Source organism: Nitrospina gracilis 3/211, assembly GCF_000341545.2.
Lineage (GTDB): Bacteria > Nitrospinota > Nitrospinia > Nitrospinales > Nitrospinaceae > Nitrospina > Nitrospina gracilis.
The window spans coordinates 1,036,801-1,054,794 of the sequence record NZ_HG422173.1 but is presented as its reverse complement, the minus strand read 5'-3'; the positions used below and the strand labels follow the sequence as shown (position 1 = coordinate 1,054,794).

Sequence of the window (17,994 nt, the reverse complement as noted above, 5' to 3'; positions counted from 1 at the left end):
CTCTCCCAGCTTGCTATTCGTGTTCGTCAGGACGCAGCGGCTTCGCCATCTTCGGCGGTATCCGCCGCCCCTTCAAAAATCTCGCCCTTGTACACCCACACCTTAATACCGATGATTCCGTAAGTGGTGCGGGCCTCGGCGGTGCCGTAGTCGATGTCCGCGCGGAGCGTGTGCAGGGGCACGCGGCCTTCCCGGTACCATTCACTGCGCGCGATTTCCGCGCCGCCCAGGCGACCCGACACGCGGATCTTGATGCCCTTGCCGCCGAAGCGCAGGGCGCTGACCACCGCCTTCTTCATGGCGCGGCGGAAGGAAATCCGTTTCTCCAACTGCATGGCCACGTTCTGCGCGATGAGCGAGGAGTCGAGTTCCGCCCGGCGGATTTCCTTGATGTTCAGGTTGACCTGCTTGGCCGTACCGATGATCCTCTGCAACTCCTCCTTCACCCGGTCCACCTCCAGCCCCTTTTTGCCGATGATGATGCCGGGGCGGGCGGTGTGGATGTTGATGCGGATGCGGCTTGCCGAACGCTCGATCTCCAGATTCGAGATACCCGCGTGCGACAGGTTTTTCCTGAGGTGCTTGCGGATCTTAATATCTTCCTGCAGAAGATCGGCGTAATCTTTTTTTGCGTACCAGTTCGATTTCCAGGGCTTGTTGATGCCCAGTCGAAACCCGTAGGGATGTACCTTCTGACCCATGTGTCGGTTACTCCTTTTCGTCCAGCACAAGCGTGATGTGGCTGGTGCGTTTGCGAATGAGGGTCGTCATCCCCCGCGCCCGCGGAAGCTGGCGTTTCATGGTCACACCTTCGTCCACCGTGACCTTGCGAACGTAAAGATCGTCCACGTCCAGCACCTTGTGGTTTTCCTCGGCATTGGCCAACGCCGACTTCAAAAGTTTCTGAAACAGGCCCGCCGCCTTCTTCCGCGTAAAGACAAGGACGTTCATCGCGTCGTTCACGTTCTTGCCGCGGATCATGTCGGCGATCAAGCGCGCTTTGCGCGGGGCCGTGCGGGCGTGTTTCAATTGGGCTCTGACACTCATTTCCGTTGCTCTCGATTAAATTACTTGGGCGGCGCCGCTTTTTTGGTTTTGCCGCTGTGGGCCTTGAAGGTGCGGGTCGGGGAAAACTCCCCCAGCTTGTGCCCCACCATGTTTTCCGTGACGAACACGGGAATGAACTTCTTGCCGTTGTGCACCGCCAGGGTGTGCCCGACGAAATCCGGCAGAATGGTGGACCGGCGCGACCAGGTCTTGACGACCTTTTTCTCGTTCTTCCGGTTCATCAGCTCCACCTTGTCCGCCAGATGCTGATCGACAAACGGCCCTTTTTTCAGTGATCGCGCCATAGCGCTCCTGCCTTCTAAAGTTGATTATTTCTTGCGCCGACTCAGTATGTACCGAGAGGACGGTTTCTTTTTCTTCCGCGTTTTGTACCCCTTCGCCGGCATGCCGTACGGACTGCACGGGTGGCGTCCGCCGGAAGAGCGGCCTTCACCGCCGCCCATCGGATGATCGACCGGGTTCATGGCCACAGCGCGCGGACGCGGGCGGCGCCCCATCCATCGTGTTCGCCCGGCTTTGCCGAGAGACACGTTTTCGTGCTCTGCGTTACCGACGGAACCCACCGTGGCACGGCATTTCACCGAGACCAGCCGCACTTCGCCGGACTTGAGCTTGATGTTGGCATAATCGCCTTCCTTCGCCATCAGCTGCGCATAGGTCCCGGCACTGCGCGCGATCTGCCCTCCCTTGCCCGGCCTGAGCTCGATGTTGTGGATCGTCGTGCCCACGGGAATGTCTTCGAGGTGCAAACAGTTGCCAACGCGCACTTCGGCGTCCCGGCCGGACATCACCGTGGCACCGTCCTTCAATTCCGAAGGCGCCAGGATGTACCGCTTCTCTCCGTCCGTGTATACGAGAAGCGCGATGTTCGCCGAACGGTTGGGATCGTATTCGATGCCCGCCACCTTCGCTTCGACCCCGTCCTTGTTTCGCCGGAAATCGATTTTGCGGTACAGCTTGCGGTGCCCGCCACCACGCCGACGGGCGGTGACGCGGCCGTTGTTGTTGCGGCCGCCCTTGCGGGAAATCGACACCAGCAGGCTTTTCTCCGGTGTGGATTTGGTCACTTCACCGAAATCCGAGATCGTCTGAAATCGAACACCGGCGGAAGTCGGGTTGAGTTTTCTTACTGGCATGGCCGCTTACGCTCCTTCAAAAAAGTCTATCTTGTCGCCGTCCTTCAACGTGACGATGGCTTTTTTGCTCGCCTTGGTAAACCCGACGTTGCGGCCGAACCGTTTCTGCCTGGGTTTCACGTTGAGGGTATTCACATCCAGCACGGTGACGTTGAAGATTTTCTCCACGGCCTGCTTGATCTGAAGCTTGTTGGCATCGCGCTTCACCTGAAACATCACCCGGTTGCCGTCTTCCAGCATCATGGTGCTCTTTTCAGTGATGAGCGGCTTCTCTAAAATTCGATAATGGTCGGTGGACATCAGCTGAGTCGCTCCTCTAATTTCTTGAGAGAGTCGGGGGTGCACACGATCTTCTGATGCACCAGCAGGTCGAACACATTGACGCCTTCCACCGACAGCACATTGACCTGCGGCAGGTTGCGAACGGCGAGTTCCAGGTTCGGGTTTTTCTCGGCGACCAGGAACAACGTCTTTTCCGGCAACCCGAGCTTGCCGAGCAGAGCCAGGGCCTGCTTGGTTTTGGGCTCTTCCAGGTTCAGTGATTCGACCACTTGAATGTTATTACTTTGCAATCTTTCGGCGAGAACGGAGCGGATGGCGAGCTTGCGGGACTTCTTGGAAAGCTTGTGCGTGTACGCGCGCGGACGGGGACCGAACACCGTCATACCCCCGCGCCAGATAGTGGAGCGGGTGCTACCGTGACGGGCGCGCCCAGTTCCTTTCTGCCGCCAGGGCTTTTTACCGCCGCCGCTGATATCGCCGCGATTTTCGATGGTCGAGGCGGTGCCGCTCCGCTTGGTCGCCAACTGCATGACGACGTACTGTTGCACGAGATGCTCCCGGACGGGCCCTTCAAACACCTCGGGTGACAGCGTGGCCGTACCGACCTTCTTGTTTTCTGTGTTGACGATTTCGAGTTCCGCCATGTTTCGCTCTTTCGCTTCTTTCGCTTTAAATTATTTCCTGCCGCCGGCCTTGGCCTCGGTGATGCGCACCAGCCGACCGTTGGCGCCCGGCACCGAGCCGCGCACCAGGATCAGGTTGTTGCCCGCATCCACGCGGACGACTTTCAAGTTCTTCGCATGCACGGTTTTACCGCCCATGCGTCCGGCCATCTTCTGGCCTTTCAGCGTGCGCCCGGGATAGGTGTGCATGCCGATGGAACCGCCGCCGCGAAACGACTCGTGAGTACCGCGGGACGCCGGCTGACCGCGGAAGTTGTACCGTCGGACCACGCCTGAGAAACCACGCCCCTTGGAGACGCCGACCACATCCACCAGTTCCCCCTCGGCGAACACATCCACCTTGAGTTGCTGGCCCATGGCATCGTCCGCCAATTCCAGGTTGCGGAATTCCTTAAGGACCCGGGCGGGCTCCGCTTTGATCTTACCGTAATATCCGGCCAACGGCTTGTTGGTGTGCTTCGGCTTGCGCTGGCCATAGGCCACCACCACAGCATCGTACCCGTTTTTATCCTGAGTCCGTTTATCCACGGGCACACACCGCTCCACCTGGATGACAGTGACGGGTACACAATCGCCGTTTTCCAGATAGACCTGGGTCATTCCCAATTTTTTACCGAGCAAACCTTTCATCGATCCCGACCGTTCTTACAGTTTGATTTCAATATCCACGCCGCCACTGAGGTCCAGCTTCATGAGCGCGTCGACGGTTTGCGGAGTGGGCTCGAGGATTTCCAGGATGCGCTTATGCGTCCGGATCTCGAACTGCTCCCGCGATTTCTTGTCCACATGGGGCGACCGCAGCACGGTCCACCGGTTCTTCTTGGTTGGAAGCGGGATGGGACCGACCACCCGGGCGCCGGTGCGCTTGGTGGTCTCCACAATTTCCCCGACCGACCAGTCGAGCAGTTTGTGGTCGTAAGCCTTCAGCTTGATTTTTATTTTCTGATCGCTCATTAGTCCATGATCTCGCTGACAATGCCCGCGCCCACAGTCCGGCCACCTTCACGAATGGCGAACCGCAATTCCTTGGCCATCGCCACGGGGGTGATCAATTCAACCTCGAAGGTGACATTGTCGCCCGGCATGACCATCTCCACGCCCTGCGGCAGGGTGACCACGCCGGTCACGTCCGTGGTGCGGAAATAAAACTGCGGCCGGTAGCCGTTGAAGAACGGAGTGTGGCGCCCGCCCTCTTCCTTATTCAGGATGTACACCTCGGCTTTGAACTTCGCATGCGGGGTGATGGAACCGGGCTTCGCCAGAACCTGTCCGCGCTCGATGTCGTCGCGCTTGGTACCGCGGAGCAGACAACCGACATTGTCTCCCGCCTGACCGTCGTCCAGCAGCTTGCGGAACATCTCAACACCGGTGACGGTGGTCTTGGTGGTCGGGCGGAAACCGACGATCTCGACCTCCTCGCCTACCTTGATGACACCGGTCTCAATCCTGCCGGTGGCTACGGTACCGCGACCGGAGATGCTGAAAATGTCCTCGATCGGCATCAGGAAAGGCTTGTCGATCGGGCGTTCCGGAACCGGAATGTCCGCATCGCAGGCAGCCATCAGTTCCCAGATGCACTTGGTCTTCTCTTCGTCTTCGGCGTTTTCCAGAGCCTGCAAAGCACTGCCGCGGATGACGGTGATGTCGTCACCGGGAAACTCGTACTTGTTGAGCAGTTCGCGTACTTCCAACTCAACCAGGTCCAGCAGTTCCGGGTCATCGACCATGTCGCATTTGTTCATGAACACGACAATTTTGGGTACACCGACCTGACGGGCGAGCAGGATGTGCTCACGGGTCTGCGGCATGGGGCCGTCGGTGGCGCTCAACACCAGGATCGCGCCGTCCATCTGCGCCGCACCGGTGATCATGTTCTTGACGTAGTCGGCATGGCCCGGGCAGTCCACGTGGGCGTAGTGACGGCTTTCCGTCTGGTATTCCACGTGCGCGATAGCGATGGTGATGCCGCGCTCTTTTTCTTCAGGCGCTTTGTCGATCTGGTCGAACGCAATGCTTTGCGCCATACCCTTTTTTGCCAAAACTTCGGTGATGGCCGCTGTGAGCGTGGTTTTACCATGGTCAACATGCCCGATGGTTCCGATGTTCACGTGGGGTTTGTCTCTCACAAATTTTTCTTTTGCCATACCGATTCACTCCATTAATGATGAAATCATTGTTCCGGTTTTGTATTCGTTTTATTTATACGGTCACTTCACTTGAGGTTCCGGTCGATTTGGCGATCAACTCCTCCGCAATCGCATTCGGAACCACGTCATATTTCAAAAATTCCATTGAGTAGTTGGCGCGACCCTGGGTGTTCGACCGAAGATCGGTGGAATACCCGAACATACCCGCCAACGGCACTTCGCACCGCACCACTTTTGCGCCGGCACGGTCACCCAGTTCCTTGACCTTGCCGCGCTTCGAGTTGAGGTGGCCGATGACATCACCCATGAACTCCTCGGGTGTGACCACCTCCACGTCCATGATGGGCTCGAGCAGCACGGGCGAGGCCTTTTTCGCCGCATCCCGAAACGCAATGGACGCACAAATCTTGAATGCCATCTCGGAAGAGTCCACGTCGTGATACGAACCGTCGTTCAGGGTGACGCGAACGTCCACCATCGGGAACCCGCACAGAACGCCGCGATCCATGGCTTCCGTAACACCCTTTTGAACCGCGGGTATGTATTCCTTCGGGATGGCGCCGCCCACGATCTTGTTGACGAACTCAAACCCTTCACCCGCCTTGCGCGGCTCGAGTGTGATCTCGACATGACCATACTGACCCCGACCACCGGTCTGCTTGACGTACTTGTAGCTGTGGTCCGTCTTCTTGGTGACGGTTTCCCGATACGCCACCTGCGGCTTGGACACACTGACGTCGAGGTTGAACTCGCGCTTCATCCGGTCCACGAGGATCTCCAGATGCAACTCACCCATACCTGAAATAATGGTCTGGGAGGTTTCCGGATCCACCTTCACTTCAAAGGTGGGGTCTTCCTGCTGAAGCTTGATGAGACAGTCGGAAAGCTTTTCCTGCTCCTGCTTGGTTTTCGGCTCAATCGCTACAGAAATGACGGGTTGAGGAAAGGAAATGGACTCGAGGATAACGGGGCTCTCTTCGCGACACAGGGTGTCACCGGTAAAAGTCTTTTTGAAGCCGATCGCCGCGGCAATGTCCCCGGCACCGACCACATCCACCTCTTCACGCTTGTTGGCGTGCATGCGGAGCAGGCGTCCCACGCGCTCCTTCTGATTCTTGGTCGAGTTGTACACGTACGTGCCACTCTTGATATGACCGGAATAAACGCGGAAGTAGGCCAGCTGACCGACAAACGGGTCGGTCATGATTTTGAATGCCAGCGCGGACAGCGACTTGCTCTCATCGACCGGACACATTACTTCTTCCTGCGTGTTCGGATTGACGCCGACGACTGCCGCCACCTGGTCCGGGGACGGCAGATAATGAACCACCGCGTCGAGCAACTGCTGCACACCCTTGTTCTTGAACGCGGCCCCGCAAAAAATCGGCGTGAACGCCAGGGCCAGCACACCCTTGCGGAGAGCCGCGCGGATTTCCTCCTCGCTCACATCCTCCCCGCCCAGGTATTTTTCCATCAGCGCTTCATCCACATCGGCCAGGGCTTCCAGCATGTGGTCGCGATATTCCTTCGCCTGCTCCAGCAGGTCTTCCGGAATCTCCTGAGTGTCGTACGCCTCACCCTTCTTGTACTTGTCGGAGTAAACATTGGCCTTCATCGTGACCAGGTCAATGAGCCCCACAAAATCTGCTTCCGACCCGATGGGCAACTGCACCGGCACCGGGTTCGCGTTCAGGCGCTCCTTCATCTGCTGCACACAGCCGAGAAAATCCGCACCGGCGCGGTCCATCTTGTTGACAAACCCGATGCGCGGAACCTTGTACTTGGTGGCCTGGCGCCACACCGTCTCGGATTGCGGCTCAACGCCGCCGACGGCGCAGAACACACCCACAGCCCCGTCCAGCACACGGAGCGACCGCTCGACCTCGGCGGTGAAATCGACGTGGCCCGGCGTGTCGATGATATTGATCTGGTGATCCAGCCAGAAACACGTGGTGGCGGCGGAGGTGATGGTGATGCCGCGCTCCTGTTCCTGCTGCATCCAGTCCATGGTCGCACTGCCCTCATGAACCTCACCGATCTTGTGACTTTTTCCGGTGTAATAAAGGATTCGCTCGGTCGTCGTGGTCTTGCCCGCGTCGATGTGGGCGATGATGCCGATATTCCGGATTTGACTGATTTTGGGCTTCTTGCTCATAACACCTTATATGCTGCTTGAGAACCGCGCTACCAGCGGTAGTGGGCGAACGCCTTGTTGGCTTCTGCCATACGATGAACATCTTCCTTCTTGCGAACCGCGCCGCCGGTGCTGTTGTAGGCATCGACCAGTTCGTCGGTCAGCCTGTCAGACATCGAACGACCCGCACGGCTGCGGGCATTGCTGATGATCCAGCGGATACTGAGCGCGGTGCGCCGGTTGGCGTTGACCTCCACCGGCACCTGATAGGTGGCGCCACCAACCCGGCGGGACCGGACCTCGAGAAGCGGCGCGGCATTGTCCACGGCCTTCTTGAACACCCTGATGGGCTCTTCGTCCTTCACCCGCTTACCGATATTGTCCAGAGCGGAATAGAACATACGTTCCGCCACGCTCTTCTTGCCCCGCTTGAGGAGGCTGTTGACAAACCGGGCAACCAGAATGTCGTTGTATTTGGGGTCCGGCAGGATCTCCCGTTTTTCCGCTTCGCGTCTTCTTGCCATGGTTGCGTATAATTCTTATTAGGTTTTCTTCGGTTTCTTGGCGCCGTACTTGGAACGGCTCTGCATGCGGTTGGCCACGCCCAGCGTATCCAGACTGCCCCGCACAACATGGTAACGAACACCCGGCAGATCCTTAACGCGGCCGCCGCGAATCAAAACGATCGAGTGCTCCTGGAGATTGTGCCCGACACCCGGAATGTAGCTCGTCACTTCCATTCCGTTAGTCAGCCGGACGCGCGCCACTTTTCGCAATGCCGAATTGGGCTTCTTCGGAGTGGAGGTGTACACACGCACACACACGCCCCGTTTCTGCGGGCACGACTTCAGCGCCGGCGATGCCGTTTTCTCTACCGGCTTACGCCGGCCTCTTTTGACCAGTTGATTAATGGTCGGCACAATAAAATTCTCCTGATAGAGGGACCAACACCTTAACAAAACCCAGTTGACCCATCCTCAACTAATTGAATTTGTTGGAATGTTCAGAGTATGTCTGTAGTAGGCCGAAAAGCTTGGATTTTATCACTCCCATGCGGGGAGTCAAGGGAATTTTCCGGTATTTTTTCCTACTCTACCGCAGCCGGGGTTTCTTCCTCTTCTACCGGCTTGACTTCCTCGGTTTCCTCGAATTCCGGCTCCTCGATGCGGATGCCGCTGTAGGCGCGGCAACCGGTTCCGGCCGGAATCAGCCTACCCATGATCACATTTTCTTTCAGTCCAAACAGGCGGTCTTCCTTACCGCTGACCGCCACTTCCGTCAGCACCCGCGTGGTTTCCTGGAAGGAGGCCGCGGAGATGAAACTCTCGGTGCTGAGAGACGATTTCGTGATTCCCAGAAGAACCGGCTGACCCTGCGCGGGCTTGCCTTTTTCCTTGATGGTCTCCTGGTTTTTTTCGTTGAATACCTTGCGGGTCACCTGCTCGCCAATCAGCAAGTCGGTGTCCCCGGGCTCTTCCACCTGAAGGTGGCGGAGCATCTGGCGGACGATGACTTCGATATGCTTGTCGTTGATGGCGACACCCTGCAGGCGGTACACCTCCTGCACCTCGTTGACGAGGTATTTCTGCAACTCGTTTTCACCGAGAATGCGCAGGATGTCATGCGGGTTGGCCGCACCATCCATGAGCGGCTCGCCGGCCTGCACTTCGTCGCCTTCATGCACGTTGATGTGCTTGCCGCGCGGAATGAGGTACTCGCGCTCTTCACCACTGTCGTTGACGATGACCACCTTCCGCATGCCTTTCACGAACCCGCCGAACTTGACGGTACCGCTGATCTCCGAAATGGTCGCCTGCTCGTGCGGCTTTCGCGCCTCGAACAGTTCCGCAACACGCGGCAGACCGCCGGTGATGTCCTTCGTCTTGGCCGTCTCCCGGGGAATCTTGACGATGACGTCACCCGCATTCACGCGGTCGCCCTCGTTGACGTTGATGTGCGCGCCCGCGGGCAGAATGTAACGCCGGATGGTTTCGCCCTTGTCGTCCTTGATCGAAATGCGCGGCTGGCGCTTTTCGTCGCGGTGGCTGATGATGACCTTGGTGGACAAACCGGTGATTTCGTCGAAGTCCTCTTTCATGGTGATGCCTTCCACCACGTCGCCGAAAGCGATGGTGCCCTCAACTTCGGTGAGGATCGAGTTGGTGTACGGGTCCCATTCGACCAGCGTCTGGTTTTCGTGGACTTCCTGCCCGTCGTGCACCTTGAGCTTCGCCGCATAGACGACGGAATATCTTTCCTTTTCCCGGCCGTTTTCGTCCTGCACCACCAGGCTTCCGTTGCGGTTCATGACGATGATCTCGCCGCGCTGGTTCTTGATCGTGCGCAGACCCTGGTACTTGATGATGCCGCCCTTCTTCGTGCTGAGCGTGGTCTGCTCGACCACGCGGCTCGCGGTGCCGCCGATGTGGAACGTCCGCATGGTGAGCTGGGTGCCCGGTTCACCGATGGACTGTGCGGCGATCACGCCGACCGGCTCGCCGATCTCCACCCAGCCGTTGGTGGCCAGGTTGCGTCCGTAGCACTTCACGCACAACCCCTGCTTCGATTCGCAGGTCAGGTTCGAGCGGATGCGGATGCCCTCAATACCGGCGTTCTCAATGGCCTCGACCACTTTTTCATCGACCATCTCGTTCGCCTTGACCAGCACATCGCCGGTGAACGGATCGAGCACGTCTTCCAGGCACGTACGGCCGAGGATGCGCTCACCCAGAGGCTGGATGATCTCACCCGCTTCCACCAGCGACGACAACTTAATGCCGCGCAGGGTGCCGCAGTCTTCTTCCATGATGATGATATCCTGCGCCACGTCGACAAGGCGCCGGGTCAGATAACCGGAGTTTGCGGTCTTGAGTGCGGTATCGGCCAGACCCTTGCGCGCGCCGTGAGTGGAAATGAAGTACTGGATCACCGACAGCCCTTCGCGGAAATTCGCGGTGATGGGCGTCTCGATGATCTCACCCGACGGCTTGGCCATCAGGCCGCGCATGCCGGCCAGCTGCCGCAACTGCTGCGAACTGCCGCGCGCTCCGGAGTCGGCCATGATGAAGATCGAGTTGAAGTCCTTGGCCTCCACGCCCTTGACGATATTTTCATCTTCGACTTCCAGCTCGCGGAACATCTCTTCCGAGACGCGCTCGGTGACGTGCGCCCAGATGTCAATGACCTTGTTGTAGCGTTCGCCGTTGGTGATGAGGCCGTCGCGGTACTGGTTGTAAACGCGGAGCACTTCATCGCCGGCCTTGTTGACGAGCGTCTCCTTCGCCTTCGGAATCCGCATGTATTCGGTCGAAATAGACAGGCCCGCCTCGGTCGCGTAATGAAACCCGAGGGTCTTGACCGCATCCAACAGCGCGACGGTTTTCTCCCGGCCCACAATCTGGAACGACGTGGAAATCAGGTTGGACAGGGTTTTCTTGTTCATCTCCTGGTTGACCAGCTTGAACGGCAGTTCTTCGGGCAATACCTCATACAAGAGAACGCGGCCGGTGGTGGTGACTTCCAAGTTGCCGTCCACTTCGACCATCATCTTCGCCTGCAGGTGCAGTTCTCCGTGATCGTACGCCGCGCGCACCTCGCGCAGGTTGGAGAACACGCGCCCCTCGCCGGGCACGCTGCCGCGGATCTTGGTCATGTAGTAACAGCCGAGAACAATGTCCTGACTGGGCACGGCAATGGGCTTGCCGTTGGCCGGAGACAGCACGTTATTGGGCGCCATCATGAGCAGTTTCGCCTCGACCTGCGCTTCCATCGAGAGCGGCACGTGCACGGCCATCTGGTCGCCGTCGAAATCCGCGTTGAACGCGGTGCACACCAGCGGGTGGATGCGGATGGCCTTGCCCTCGATCAACACCGGCTCGAAAGCCTGGATGCCGAGACGATGCAGGGTAGGCGCGCGGTTCAAGAGAACCGGATGCTTCTGGATGACTTCTTCCAATACCTCCCACACCTCGGCGCGTTCCTGCTCGACCATCTTCTTGGCGGTCTTGATGGTGGCGGCATAACCTTTCTGCTCGAGCCGGTTGAAGATGAACGGCTTGAACAGCTCGAGCGCCATCTTCTTAGGCAGCCCGCACTGGTGCAGCTTGAGTTCGGGACCAACCACGATGACCGATCGGCCGGAGTAATCGACGCGCTTTCCAAGCAGGTTCTGGCGGAAACGTCCCTGTTTGCCCTTCAGCATGTCGCTCAACGATTTGAGCGGACGCTTGTTGGTACCGCGAAGCGTCCGGCCACGGCGGCCGTTGTCGAACAGCGCCGACACCGCTTCCTGCAACATGCGCTTTTCGTTTCGGATGATGATCTGCGGCGCTTTCAGTTCCATCAACCGCTTCAGCCTGTTGTTGCGATTGATGACACGGCGGTACAGGTCGTTGAGATCGGAGGTGGCGAAGCGGCCGCCATCGAGCGGCACCAGCGGGCGCAACTCCGGCGGGATGACCGGCACCACGCTCAGGATCATCCACTCCGGCCGGTTGCCGGATTTGCGGAAGGCCTCGATGATCTTGAGGCGCTTGGCGATCTTGCGTTTGTTGAGCACCGAGGTGGTTTTCGCCAGGTTTTCCTTCAGCTGCTCGGCGGTGGCGTCCAGGTCGATGTTCTTCAGCATTTCGTACACCGCTTCGGAACCGACCATCACCTTCAGTCCGTGCGGGTACTCGATTTCCGCCTCTCGGTATTCTTTTTCATCCAGGAGCTGGCCGGGTTTGAAATCCGATTCGCCGGGATCGACCACCACGTAGTTTTCAAAATAAATGATGCGCTCAAGTTCCTTGAGCGTGAGATCCAGCACGTGGCCGATGCGGCTCGGCAGTCCCTTGAAGAACCAGATGTGCGCGACGGGGCTGGCCAGTTCGATGTGCCCCAGGCGCTCGCGGCGGACCTTGGACAGGATGACTTCCACTCCACATTTTTCGCACACCACCCCCTTGTGCTTCATGCGCTTGTACTTGCCGCAGTTGCACTCCCAATCCTTCACCGGGCCGAAGATCTTGGCGCAGAACAGGCCGTCCCGCTCTGGCTTGAAGGTCCGGTAATTGATGGTTTCCGGCTTTTTGACTTCCCCGTACGACCAAGACCGGATTTTTTCCGGAGAGGCCAGCCTTACCCGGATGGCGTCGAACATGATCGGATTCTTGGGTTTTTCAAAAATGTTCAGGGTATCCACAAGCGTGGTCTCCTAAATGAAAGTTTATTTAAAAATTCGTTTCCGGACAGGAAGCCGTTCCTGTCGCCCCGGCGGCCGCTACTTGCTGGCGGTTTCCATCAGTTCCACGTCGATGGCCAGACTCTGCAGTTCCTTGACCAGGACGTTGAACGATTCCGGAAGGCTGGGCGTGAGATTCGTGTCGCCCTTGACGATGGCTTCGTACATCCGTTTGCGGCCCTCGACGTCGTCGGATTTGACCGTGAGCATCTCCTGCAGGGTGTAGGCGCCGCCATATGCTTCGAGCGCCCAGACCTCCATCTCACCCAGCCGCTGACCGCCGAACTGCGCCTTTCCGCCCAGCGGCTGCTGGGTGACGAGCGAGTAGGGTCCGGTGGACCGGGCGTGGATCTTGTCATCCACAAGGTGATGCAGTTTGAGCATGTAGATGTACCCCACCATGACCTTCTGGTGAAACGGCTGGCCGGTGCGTCCGTCGAACAGACTGACTTCGCCGGTGGGCGAACAGCCGGAATCGACGAGCATTCTGCGAACATCGTCTTCCTTTGCGCCATCGAAGACGGGCGTCGCGACGTGCTTGCCGCTGGCCTTGGCCGCCATGCCGAGGTTGGTTTCGAAAATCTGGCCGACGTTCATACGGGACGGTACGCCGAGCGGATTGAGTATCAGCTCGATCGGCGTTCCATCATCCATATAGGGCATGTCCTCTTCCGGAACGATCTTGGAGACGACACCCTTGTTGCCGTGACGGCCGGCCATTTTGTCGCCCACCTGAAGCTTGCGTTTCATGGCAACGAACACCTTCACCAGCTTGATGACGCCGGGTGCCAGGTCGTCGCCCTTCTTCAGTTTGGCGATCTTGTCATTCATCATGGTCTTGAGGATGTGGATCTGGTCCTTGCTGGCATCCTCGATCTGCTGCAACTCGTTCGGGTCCACGTCCTTGACCGGAACCTTCACCATGTCCTTGGTGGGCATTTTGGCGAGGTCTTCCGCGGTCAGGTCCTGACCCTTCTTGAAAACCTTCTTGCCGATGGTGGTGACCTTGGTCACCTGCTTGCCCACCAGCATGGACAGGAGTTTCTTTTCGCTTTCGTTCCTGACGATCTCGATCTCGTCGCTGAAGTCCTTTTCGATCCTGGAGACTTCCTCCTCCTCGATCGACAGCGTGCGGGAATCTTTGTCGACTCCCTTGCGCGAGAACACCTTGACATCGATGACGATGCCCTGGATGCCCGGCGGCACGCGCAGGGACGTGTCACGCACGTCGCCCGCCTTTTCGCCGAAGATGGCCTTGAGCAGTTTTTCTTCGGGACTCAACTGCGTCTCGCCTTTGGGCGTGATCTTGCCGACCAGGATGTCGTTGGGCGCAACCGAAGCACCGATGCGGATGATGCCACTGTCGTCCAGGTTTCTGAGGGCTTCCTCGCCGACGTTCGAGATGTCCCGTGTGATGTCTTCCTTGCCCTGCTTGGTGTCGCGGGCCTCCACCTCAAACTCCTCGATGTGGACCGACGTGAAGACGTCCTCCTTCACCACCTTCTCGCTGATGACGATGGCGTCCTCGAAGTTGTAACCTTCCCACGGCATGAACGCGACCAGCACGTTGCGCCCGAGCGCCAGCTCACCGCGGTCCGTCGACGGCCCATCGGCGATGACCTGACCCTTCTTCACCTTTTCGCCGGTACCGACAAGCGGGCGCTGATTGATGCAGGTGTTCTGGTTGGAGCGCTGGTACTTGGACAGGGTGTAGATGTCCACACTGGAATCCAGCATGCCTTTCCTCTTCTGGCGACCGGAAGTCCGCACCACAATACGCGACGCATCGGCGCTGATGACTTCGCCGTCGTTCTCCGCCACCACCACGGCGCCGGAATCGCGGGCCACCACCTCTTCCATACCGGTACCAACGAGAGGCGCCTCGGTCTGCAGAAGCGGCACGGCCTGACGCTGCATGTTGGAACCCATGAGGGCACGGTTCGCGTCGTCGTTTTCCAGAAACGGAATCAATGACGCGGCGACGCTGATCAACTGTTTGGGCGAAACGTCCATCAGGTTGATCTTTTCGCGCGGCGACAGAATGAAGTCGCCACCCTGACGCGCATCTACGATTTCATTGACGAAGCTGTTCTTGTCGTCGAGCTGGGCGTTGGCCTGCGCGATGACATACTCGTCTTCGACCATCGCGTTGTGAAACTCGACGTTGTCGCTCACCTTGGCTTCCGTCACACGGCGGTACGGGGTTTCGACAAACCCGTAGTCGTTCACCCGCGCGTAGGTGCTGAGCGATGCAATGAGACCAATGTTCGGTCCCTCCGGCGTCTCGATGGGACAGATTCGCCCGTAATGGGTCGGATGCACGTCCCGCACCTCGAATCCCGCGCGTTCGCGCGTCAGGCCACCGGGCCCCAATGCACTGAGGCGCCGCTTGTGCGTTACCTCGCTGAGGGGATTGGTCTGGTCCATGAACTGGGACAACTGACTGCTTCCGTAAAATTCCTTGATCGCCGCGGTGACCGGCTTCGAGTTGATCAGGTCGTGCGGCATGGAAACATCCAGGTCCTGAATGGACATGCGCTCGATGATGGCGCGCTCCATGCGCACCAAACCGACGCGGAACTGGTTTTCCAGGGACTCACCCACCGCGCGAACGCGGCGGTTACCCAGATGGTCGATGTCGTCCACCACGCCCACACCGTTTCGCAGGTCCACCATGTAACGGATGACCGCAATGAGATCTTCGCGGGTGAGCAGGCGGTGCTCCAACGGCACATCCAGACCAAACTTCTGGTTCATCTTGATCCGGCCCACCACCGACAGGTTATACCGCTTCGGATTGAAGAACAGGTTGTAGAAAAGCGTTTTTGCGATCTCGGTCGTCGGCGGGTCGCCAGGACGCAGACGTTTGTAGATTTCGCGGATGGCTTCATCCGAATCCGCAATCTTCGCCTGGGCCAGAGTGTCGCGTATGGTGGTATCCGGGTTTTCCTCGTCGATGGACAGCACCGAAAATTCGCTGATGTTGTGCTTGGCCAGAACCGCAAGCGTCTCCGGGGTGATTTCGGTGTTGGATTCGATCAGGACCTCACCGGTTTCCTTGTCCACGATGTCCTGCGCGAGGTATCCACCGGCCAGCGTCTCCTTGTCGATCTCAACACGCTGGGTTTTGGTCATGCGGCGCAGTTTCTTGATCTGCTGCGGCGCCACCTTCTTGCCGGACTTCACAAGAACATCATCCGTCTTGGGGTCGATGACGTCTTCAAGCACCTTGATGCCGCACATGAGCCCCTTGCTGCCCATGAAGTACCGGTCGTCCTTGACAAGCCGCGATACTTTTTCGATGTTGTAGAAGGAAGCGAGGATTTCCTCCTGGCTCATGCCAAAGGCGCTCAGGAGAACCGTGGCCGGAAGTTTGCGCCGGCGGTCGATCTTGACGTGCAGGATGTCTTTGATGTCGAATTCAAAGTCGAGCCACGAACCGCGGTCCGGGATGACCCGCGCGCTGTACAGAATTTTTCCGCTGACGTGACTGCGTCCCTTGTCGTGCGCGAAGAACGCGCCGGGGGAACGGTGCATCTGGCTGACGATCACGCGCTCGACGCCGTTGATCATGAACGTTCCCGTGGGACCCATGACCGGCATCTCGCCCAGGAAGATTTTCTGCTCCTTCACTTCCTTGACGGAATTGATGGTGATCTCCTGCACCTTGGCTTTTTGCAGGACCTCAATGACGGTGGCGTCGATTTCGGTTCGGGAGGGAATGAGCGGCTTGTTCGTCTCCGGGTTTTTCACCTCTTCGACAATGTATTTGCCGGGCAGTTCCTTCAGGATGCGTGCGTTGAGCTCGATCTTCTCACGCTGAAACAGGACCATGCGCACCATGATCTTGATCGGGTCGGAGTAGGTGAGGCCCTTCTGGCGGCATTCCGCGAGCTTGAACTTTTCCTTGTAATTGACTTCCTGGCCGCAGGCGTCACACACCACACCCAGGCCGCCGAGTTCCTTGTACTCGCCGCAGGCACACTCCCACACGCCGACTTCATAACCCACGTAATCGATACGGGCGTTGATGTTCAGGTCGGAGATGGGGAACACATCCTGAAACACTTCCTCCAGACCCTGGATTTTGCGTTCCGACGGGGCGGTTTCCGTCTGCAGGAAGTACTCAAAGGACTTCTTTTGAATTCCAATCAGGTTGGGAATCTCGATGACCGCAGGGATCCGGGAGAAGTCCAACCTTTCACGAACAGTGCTTTGGGTTCGATCGGTGGTTTTGATAGACATAGATTTAATCCAGTCCCCTGTTAAAGATTAATGGCCATACTCCCCTCTCATCAAAAGAAGGCAAAAGGCATTACTTAATCTCAACAGTTCCACCGGCTTCTTCGATCTTCTTCTTGATCTCCTCAGCTTCCTCCTTTTTGACACCTTCCTTGATCGGCTTGGGAGCCGCTTCCACCAGGTCCTTGGCGTCTTTCAGACCCAGGCCCGTGATGCCGCGCACTTCCTTGATCACCTGGATTTTCTTGTCACCGGCCGCAGTCAGCACCACGTCGAACTCGGTTTTCTCTTCCGCAGCCGCACCGGCATCGCCACCCGCACCTGCCGGCATCGCCATCATGGCCGGGGCCGCTGCCGTGACACCGTACTTCTCTTCCAATTCCTTGACGAATTCCGACATCTCCAAAACCGTCATGTTGTCGATGAAGGAAACGACGTCCTCTTTCGTGACTGCCATTGCAATCTCCTTTCTGGGATGAAACGCTTATTCAAATAATTTTCGAAAAAATTTCGTTCGCCTTTTGGAGTCCGCCCGAAAATCAGCCCTGCTGGGCCTTCTTCTCGCGGATGGCATCCAGGGTTCCCACCAGGCTGCGCTGCAGACTGGCGAACACGCCGACAAAGTTGCGCGTCGGGCCCTGCATGACCGAAAGCATTTGCGAAATCAATACTTCCTTGGACGGCAGGTCTGCCAAAGCCTTCACCTGTTCCGGCGTCACCGCCTGCCCATCCACCACGCCGCAGACCACCTGCGGATTTTTTTCTGCGCCCGACTTGGCAAAGTCGGAAAGCGCCTTGGCCGGAGCCACCTCGTCATCGAAGCTGACGATGATGGACACAGGCCCTTCCCACGAGGTATCCAAAACCTCGAAGGGCGTGTTCTTCGCCGCAATGCGGGCGAGGGTGTTCTTGATGACCTTGAATTCCAGCGACCGCTCACGCATGTGCGACCGAAGTTGTGTCATCTGCTCTGCCGACAGGCCCTGGTAATTTGCCAGCACCGCTGACTTGGCCTTGGCGAACACTCCGTTCAACCGTTCTATTTCTTTTGCTTTCACTGGTGTCGGCACGACGCGCT

The 17,994-nt window shown here is 58.2% G+C and carries 16 protein-coding genes; all 16 read right to left on the bottom strand.

Annotation, left to right across the window (positions count from 1 at the left end; translation table 11 throughout):
• Positions 1-26: 26 nt before the first annotated feature.
• The 16 genes from rpsC to rplJ all read right to left on the bottom strand — a co-directional run bounded on the left by rpsC (position 27) and on the right by rplJ (position 17,986).
• Positions 27-701 carry a 30S ribosomal protein S3 gene (rpsC, locus tag TX82_RS04985; RefSeq protein WP_005007676.1) on the bottom strand — a complete coding sequence of 225 codons (675 nt, stop codon included), beginning with the start codon at positions 699-701 and terminating at the stop codon, positions 27-29.
• A gap of 7 nt (positions 702-708) precedes the next feature.
• Entirely contained in the window at positions 709-1,047 is a 339-nt protein-coding gene (gene rplV / locus TX82_RS04980; protein ID WP_005007675.1) for a 50S ribosomal protein L22, read from the bottom strand.
• A gap of 20 nt (positions 1,048-1,067) precedes the next feature.
• The gene (rpsS, locus tag TX82_RS04975; protein ID WP_005007674.1) at positions 1,068-1,352 is read right to left on the bottom strand and encodes a 30S ribosomal protein S19; all 285 of its coding nucleotides are present in this window, start codon (positions 1,350-1,352) and stop codon (positions 1,068-1,070) included.
• 24 nt (positions 1,353-1,376) lie between these two features.
• Entirely contained in the window at positions 1,377-2,204 is an 828-nt protein-coding gene (gene rplB / locus TX82_RS04970) for a 50S ribosomal protein L2 (protein WP_005007673.1), read from the bottom strand.
• Positions 2,205-2,210: 6 nt separating this feature from the next.
• Positions 2,211-2,504: a 50S ribosomal protein L23 gene (gene rplW, locus TX82_RS04965; RefSeq protein ID WP_005007672.1), complete on the bottom strand. Its 294-nt coding sequence runs from the start codon at positions 2,502-2,504 to the stop codon at positions 2,211-2,213.
• Positions 2,504-3,130 (bottom strand): 50S ribosomal protein L4, encoded by a 627-nt coding sequence (gene rplD / locus TX82_RS04960; protein ID WP_005007671.1) that lies wholly within the window; start codon positions 3,128-3,130, stop codon positions 2,504-2,506. Before rplD ends, rplW begins: the two co-directional genes overlap by 1 nt.
• Before the next feature lie 30 nt (positions 3,131-3,160).
• On the bottom strand, positions 3,161-3,799 hold the full coding sequence (gene rplC / locus TX82_RS04955; protein ID WP_005007669.1) for a 50S ribosomal protein L3: 639 nt from the start codon (positions 3,797-3,799) through the stop codon (positions 3,161-3,163).
• A 15-nt stretch (positions 3,800-3,814) separates the two neighbouring features.
• On the bottom strand, positions 3,815-4,123 hold the full coding sequence (gene rpsJ, locus TX82_RS04950) for a 30S ribosomal protein S10 (protein ID WP_005007668.1): 309 nt from the start codon (positions 4,121-4,123) through the stop codon (positions 3,815-3,817).
• Positions 4,123-5,313 (bottom strand): elongation factor Tu, encoded by a 1,191-nt coding sequence (tuf, locus tag TX82_RS04945; RefSeq protein WP_005007667.1) that lies wholly within the window; start codon positions 5,311-5,313, stop codon positions 4,123-4,125. Before tuf ends, rpsJ begins: the two co-directional genes overlap by 1 nt.
• 55 nt (positions 5,314-5,368) lie before the next feature.
• Positions 5,369-7,471, bottom strand: coding sequence for an elongation factor G (fusA, locus tag TX82_RS04940; protein ID WP_005007666.1), 2,103 nt, complete (start codon positions 7,469-7,471; stop codon positions 5,369-5,371).
• A gap of 29 nt (positions 7,472-7,500) precedes the next feature.
• Positions 7,501-7,974 (bottom strand): 30S ribosomal protein S7, encoded by a 474-nt coding sequence (gene rpsG, locus TX82_RS04935; protein ID WP_005007665.1) that lies wholly within the window; start codon positions 7,972-7,974, stop codon positions 7,501-7,503.
• Between the two features lie 18 nt (positions 7,975-7,992).
• The gene (gene rpsL / locus TX82_RS04930; RefSeq protein WP_005007664.1) at positions 7,993-8,370 is read right to left on the bottom strand and encodes a 30S ribosomal protein S12; all 378 of its coding nucleotides are present in this window, start codon (positions 8,368-8,370) and stop codon (positions 7,993-7,995) included.
• A 167-nt stretch (positions 8,371-8,537) separates the two neighbouring features.
• Positions 8,538-12,593, bottom strand: a complete 4,056-nt coding sequence (rpoC, locus tag TX82_RS04925) for a DNA-directed RNA polymerase subunit beta' (RefSeq protein WP_042251901.1) — start codon at positions 12,591-12,593, stop codon at positions 8,538-8,540.
• A gap of 120 nt (positions 12,594-12,713) precedes the next feature.
• Complete coding sequence (gene rpoB, locus TX82_RS04920) at positions 12,714-16,919, bottom strand: DNA-directed RNA polymerase subunit beta (RefSeq protein ID WP_005007662.1); 4,206 nt, start codon at positions 16,917-16,919, stop codon at positions 12,714-12,716.
• A gap of 70 nt (positions 16,920-16,989) precedes the next feature.
• Positions 16,990-17,373 carry a 50S ribosomal protein L7/L12 gene (rplL, locus tag TX82_RS04915; RefSeq protein ID WP_005007661.1) on the bottom strand — a complete coding sequence of 128 codons (384 nt, stop codon included), beginning with the start codon at positions 17,371-17,373 and terminating at the stop codon, positions 16,990-16,992.
• Between the two features lie 82 nt (positions 17,374-17,455).
• A complete protein-coding gene (rplJ, locus tag TX82_RS04910) occupies positions 17,456-17,986 on the bottom strand; it encodes a 50S ribosomal protein L10 (RefSeq protein ID WP_005007659.1) in 531 nt (176 codons plus the stop codon).
• Between the last annotated feature and the right edge of the window lie 8 nt (positions 17,987-17,994).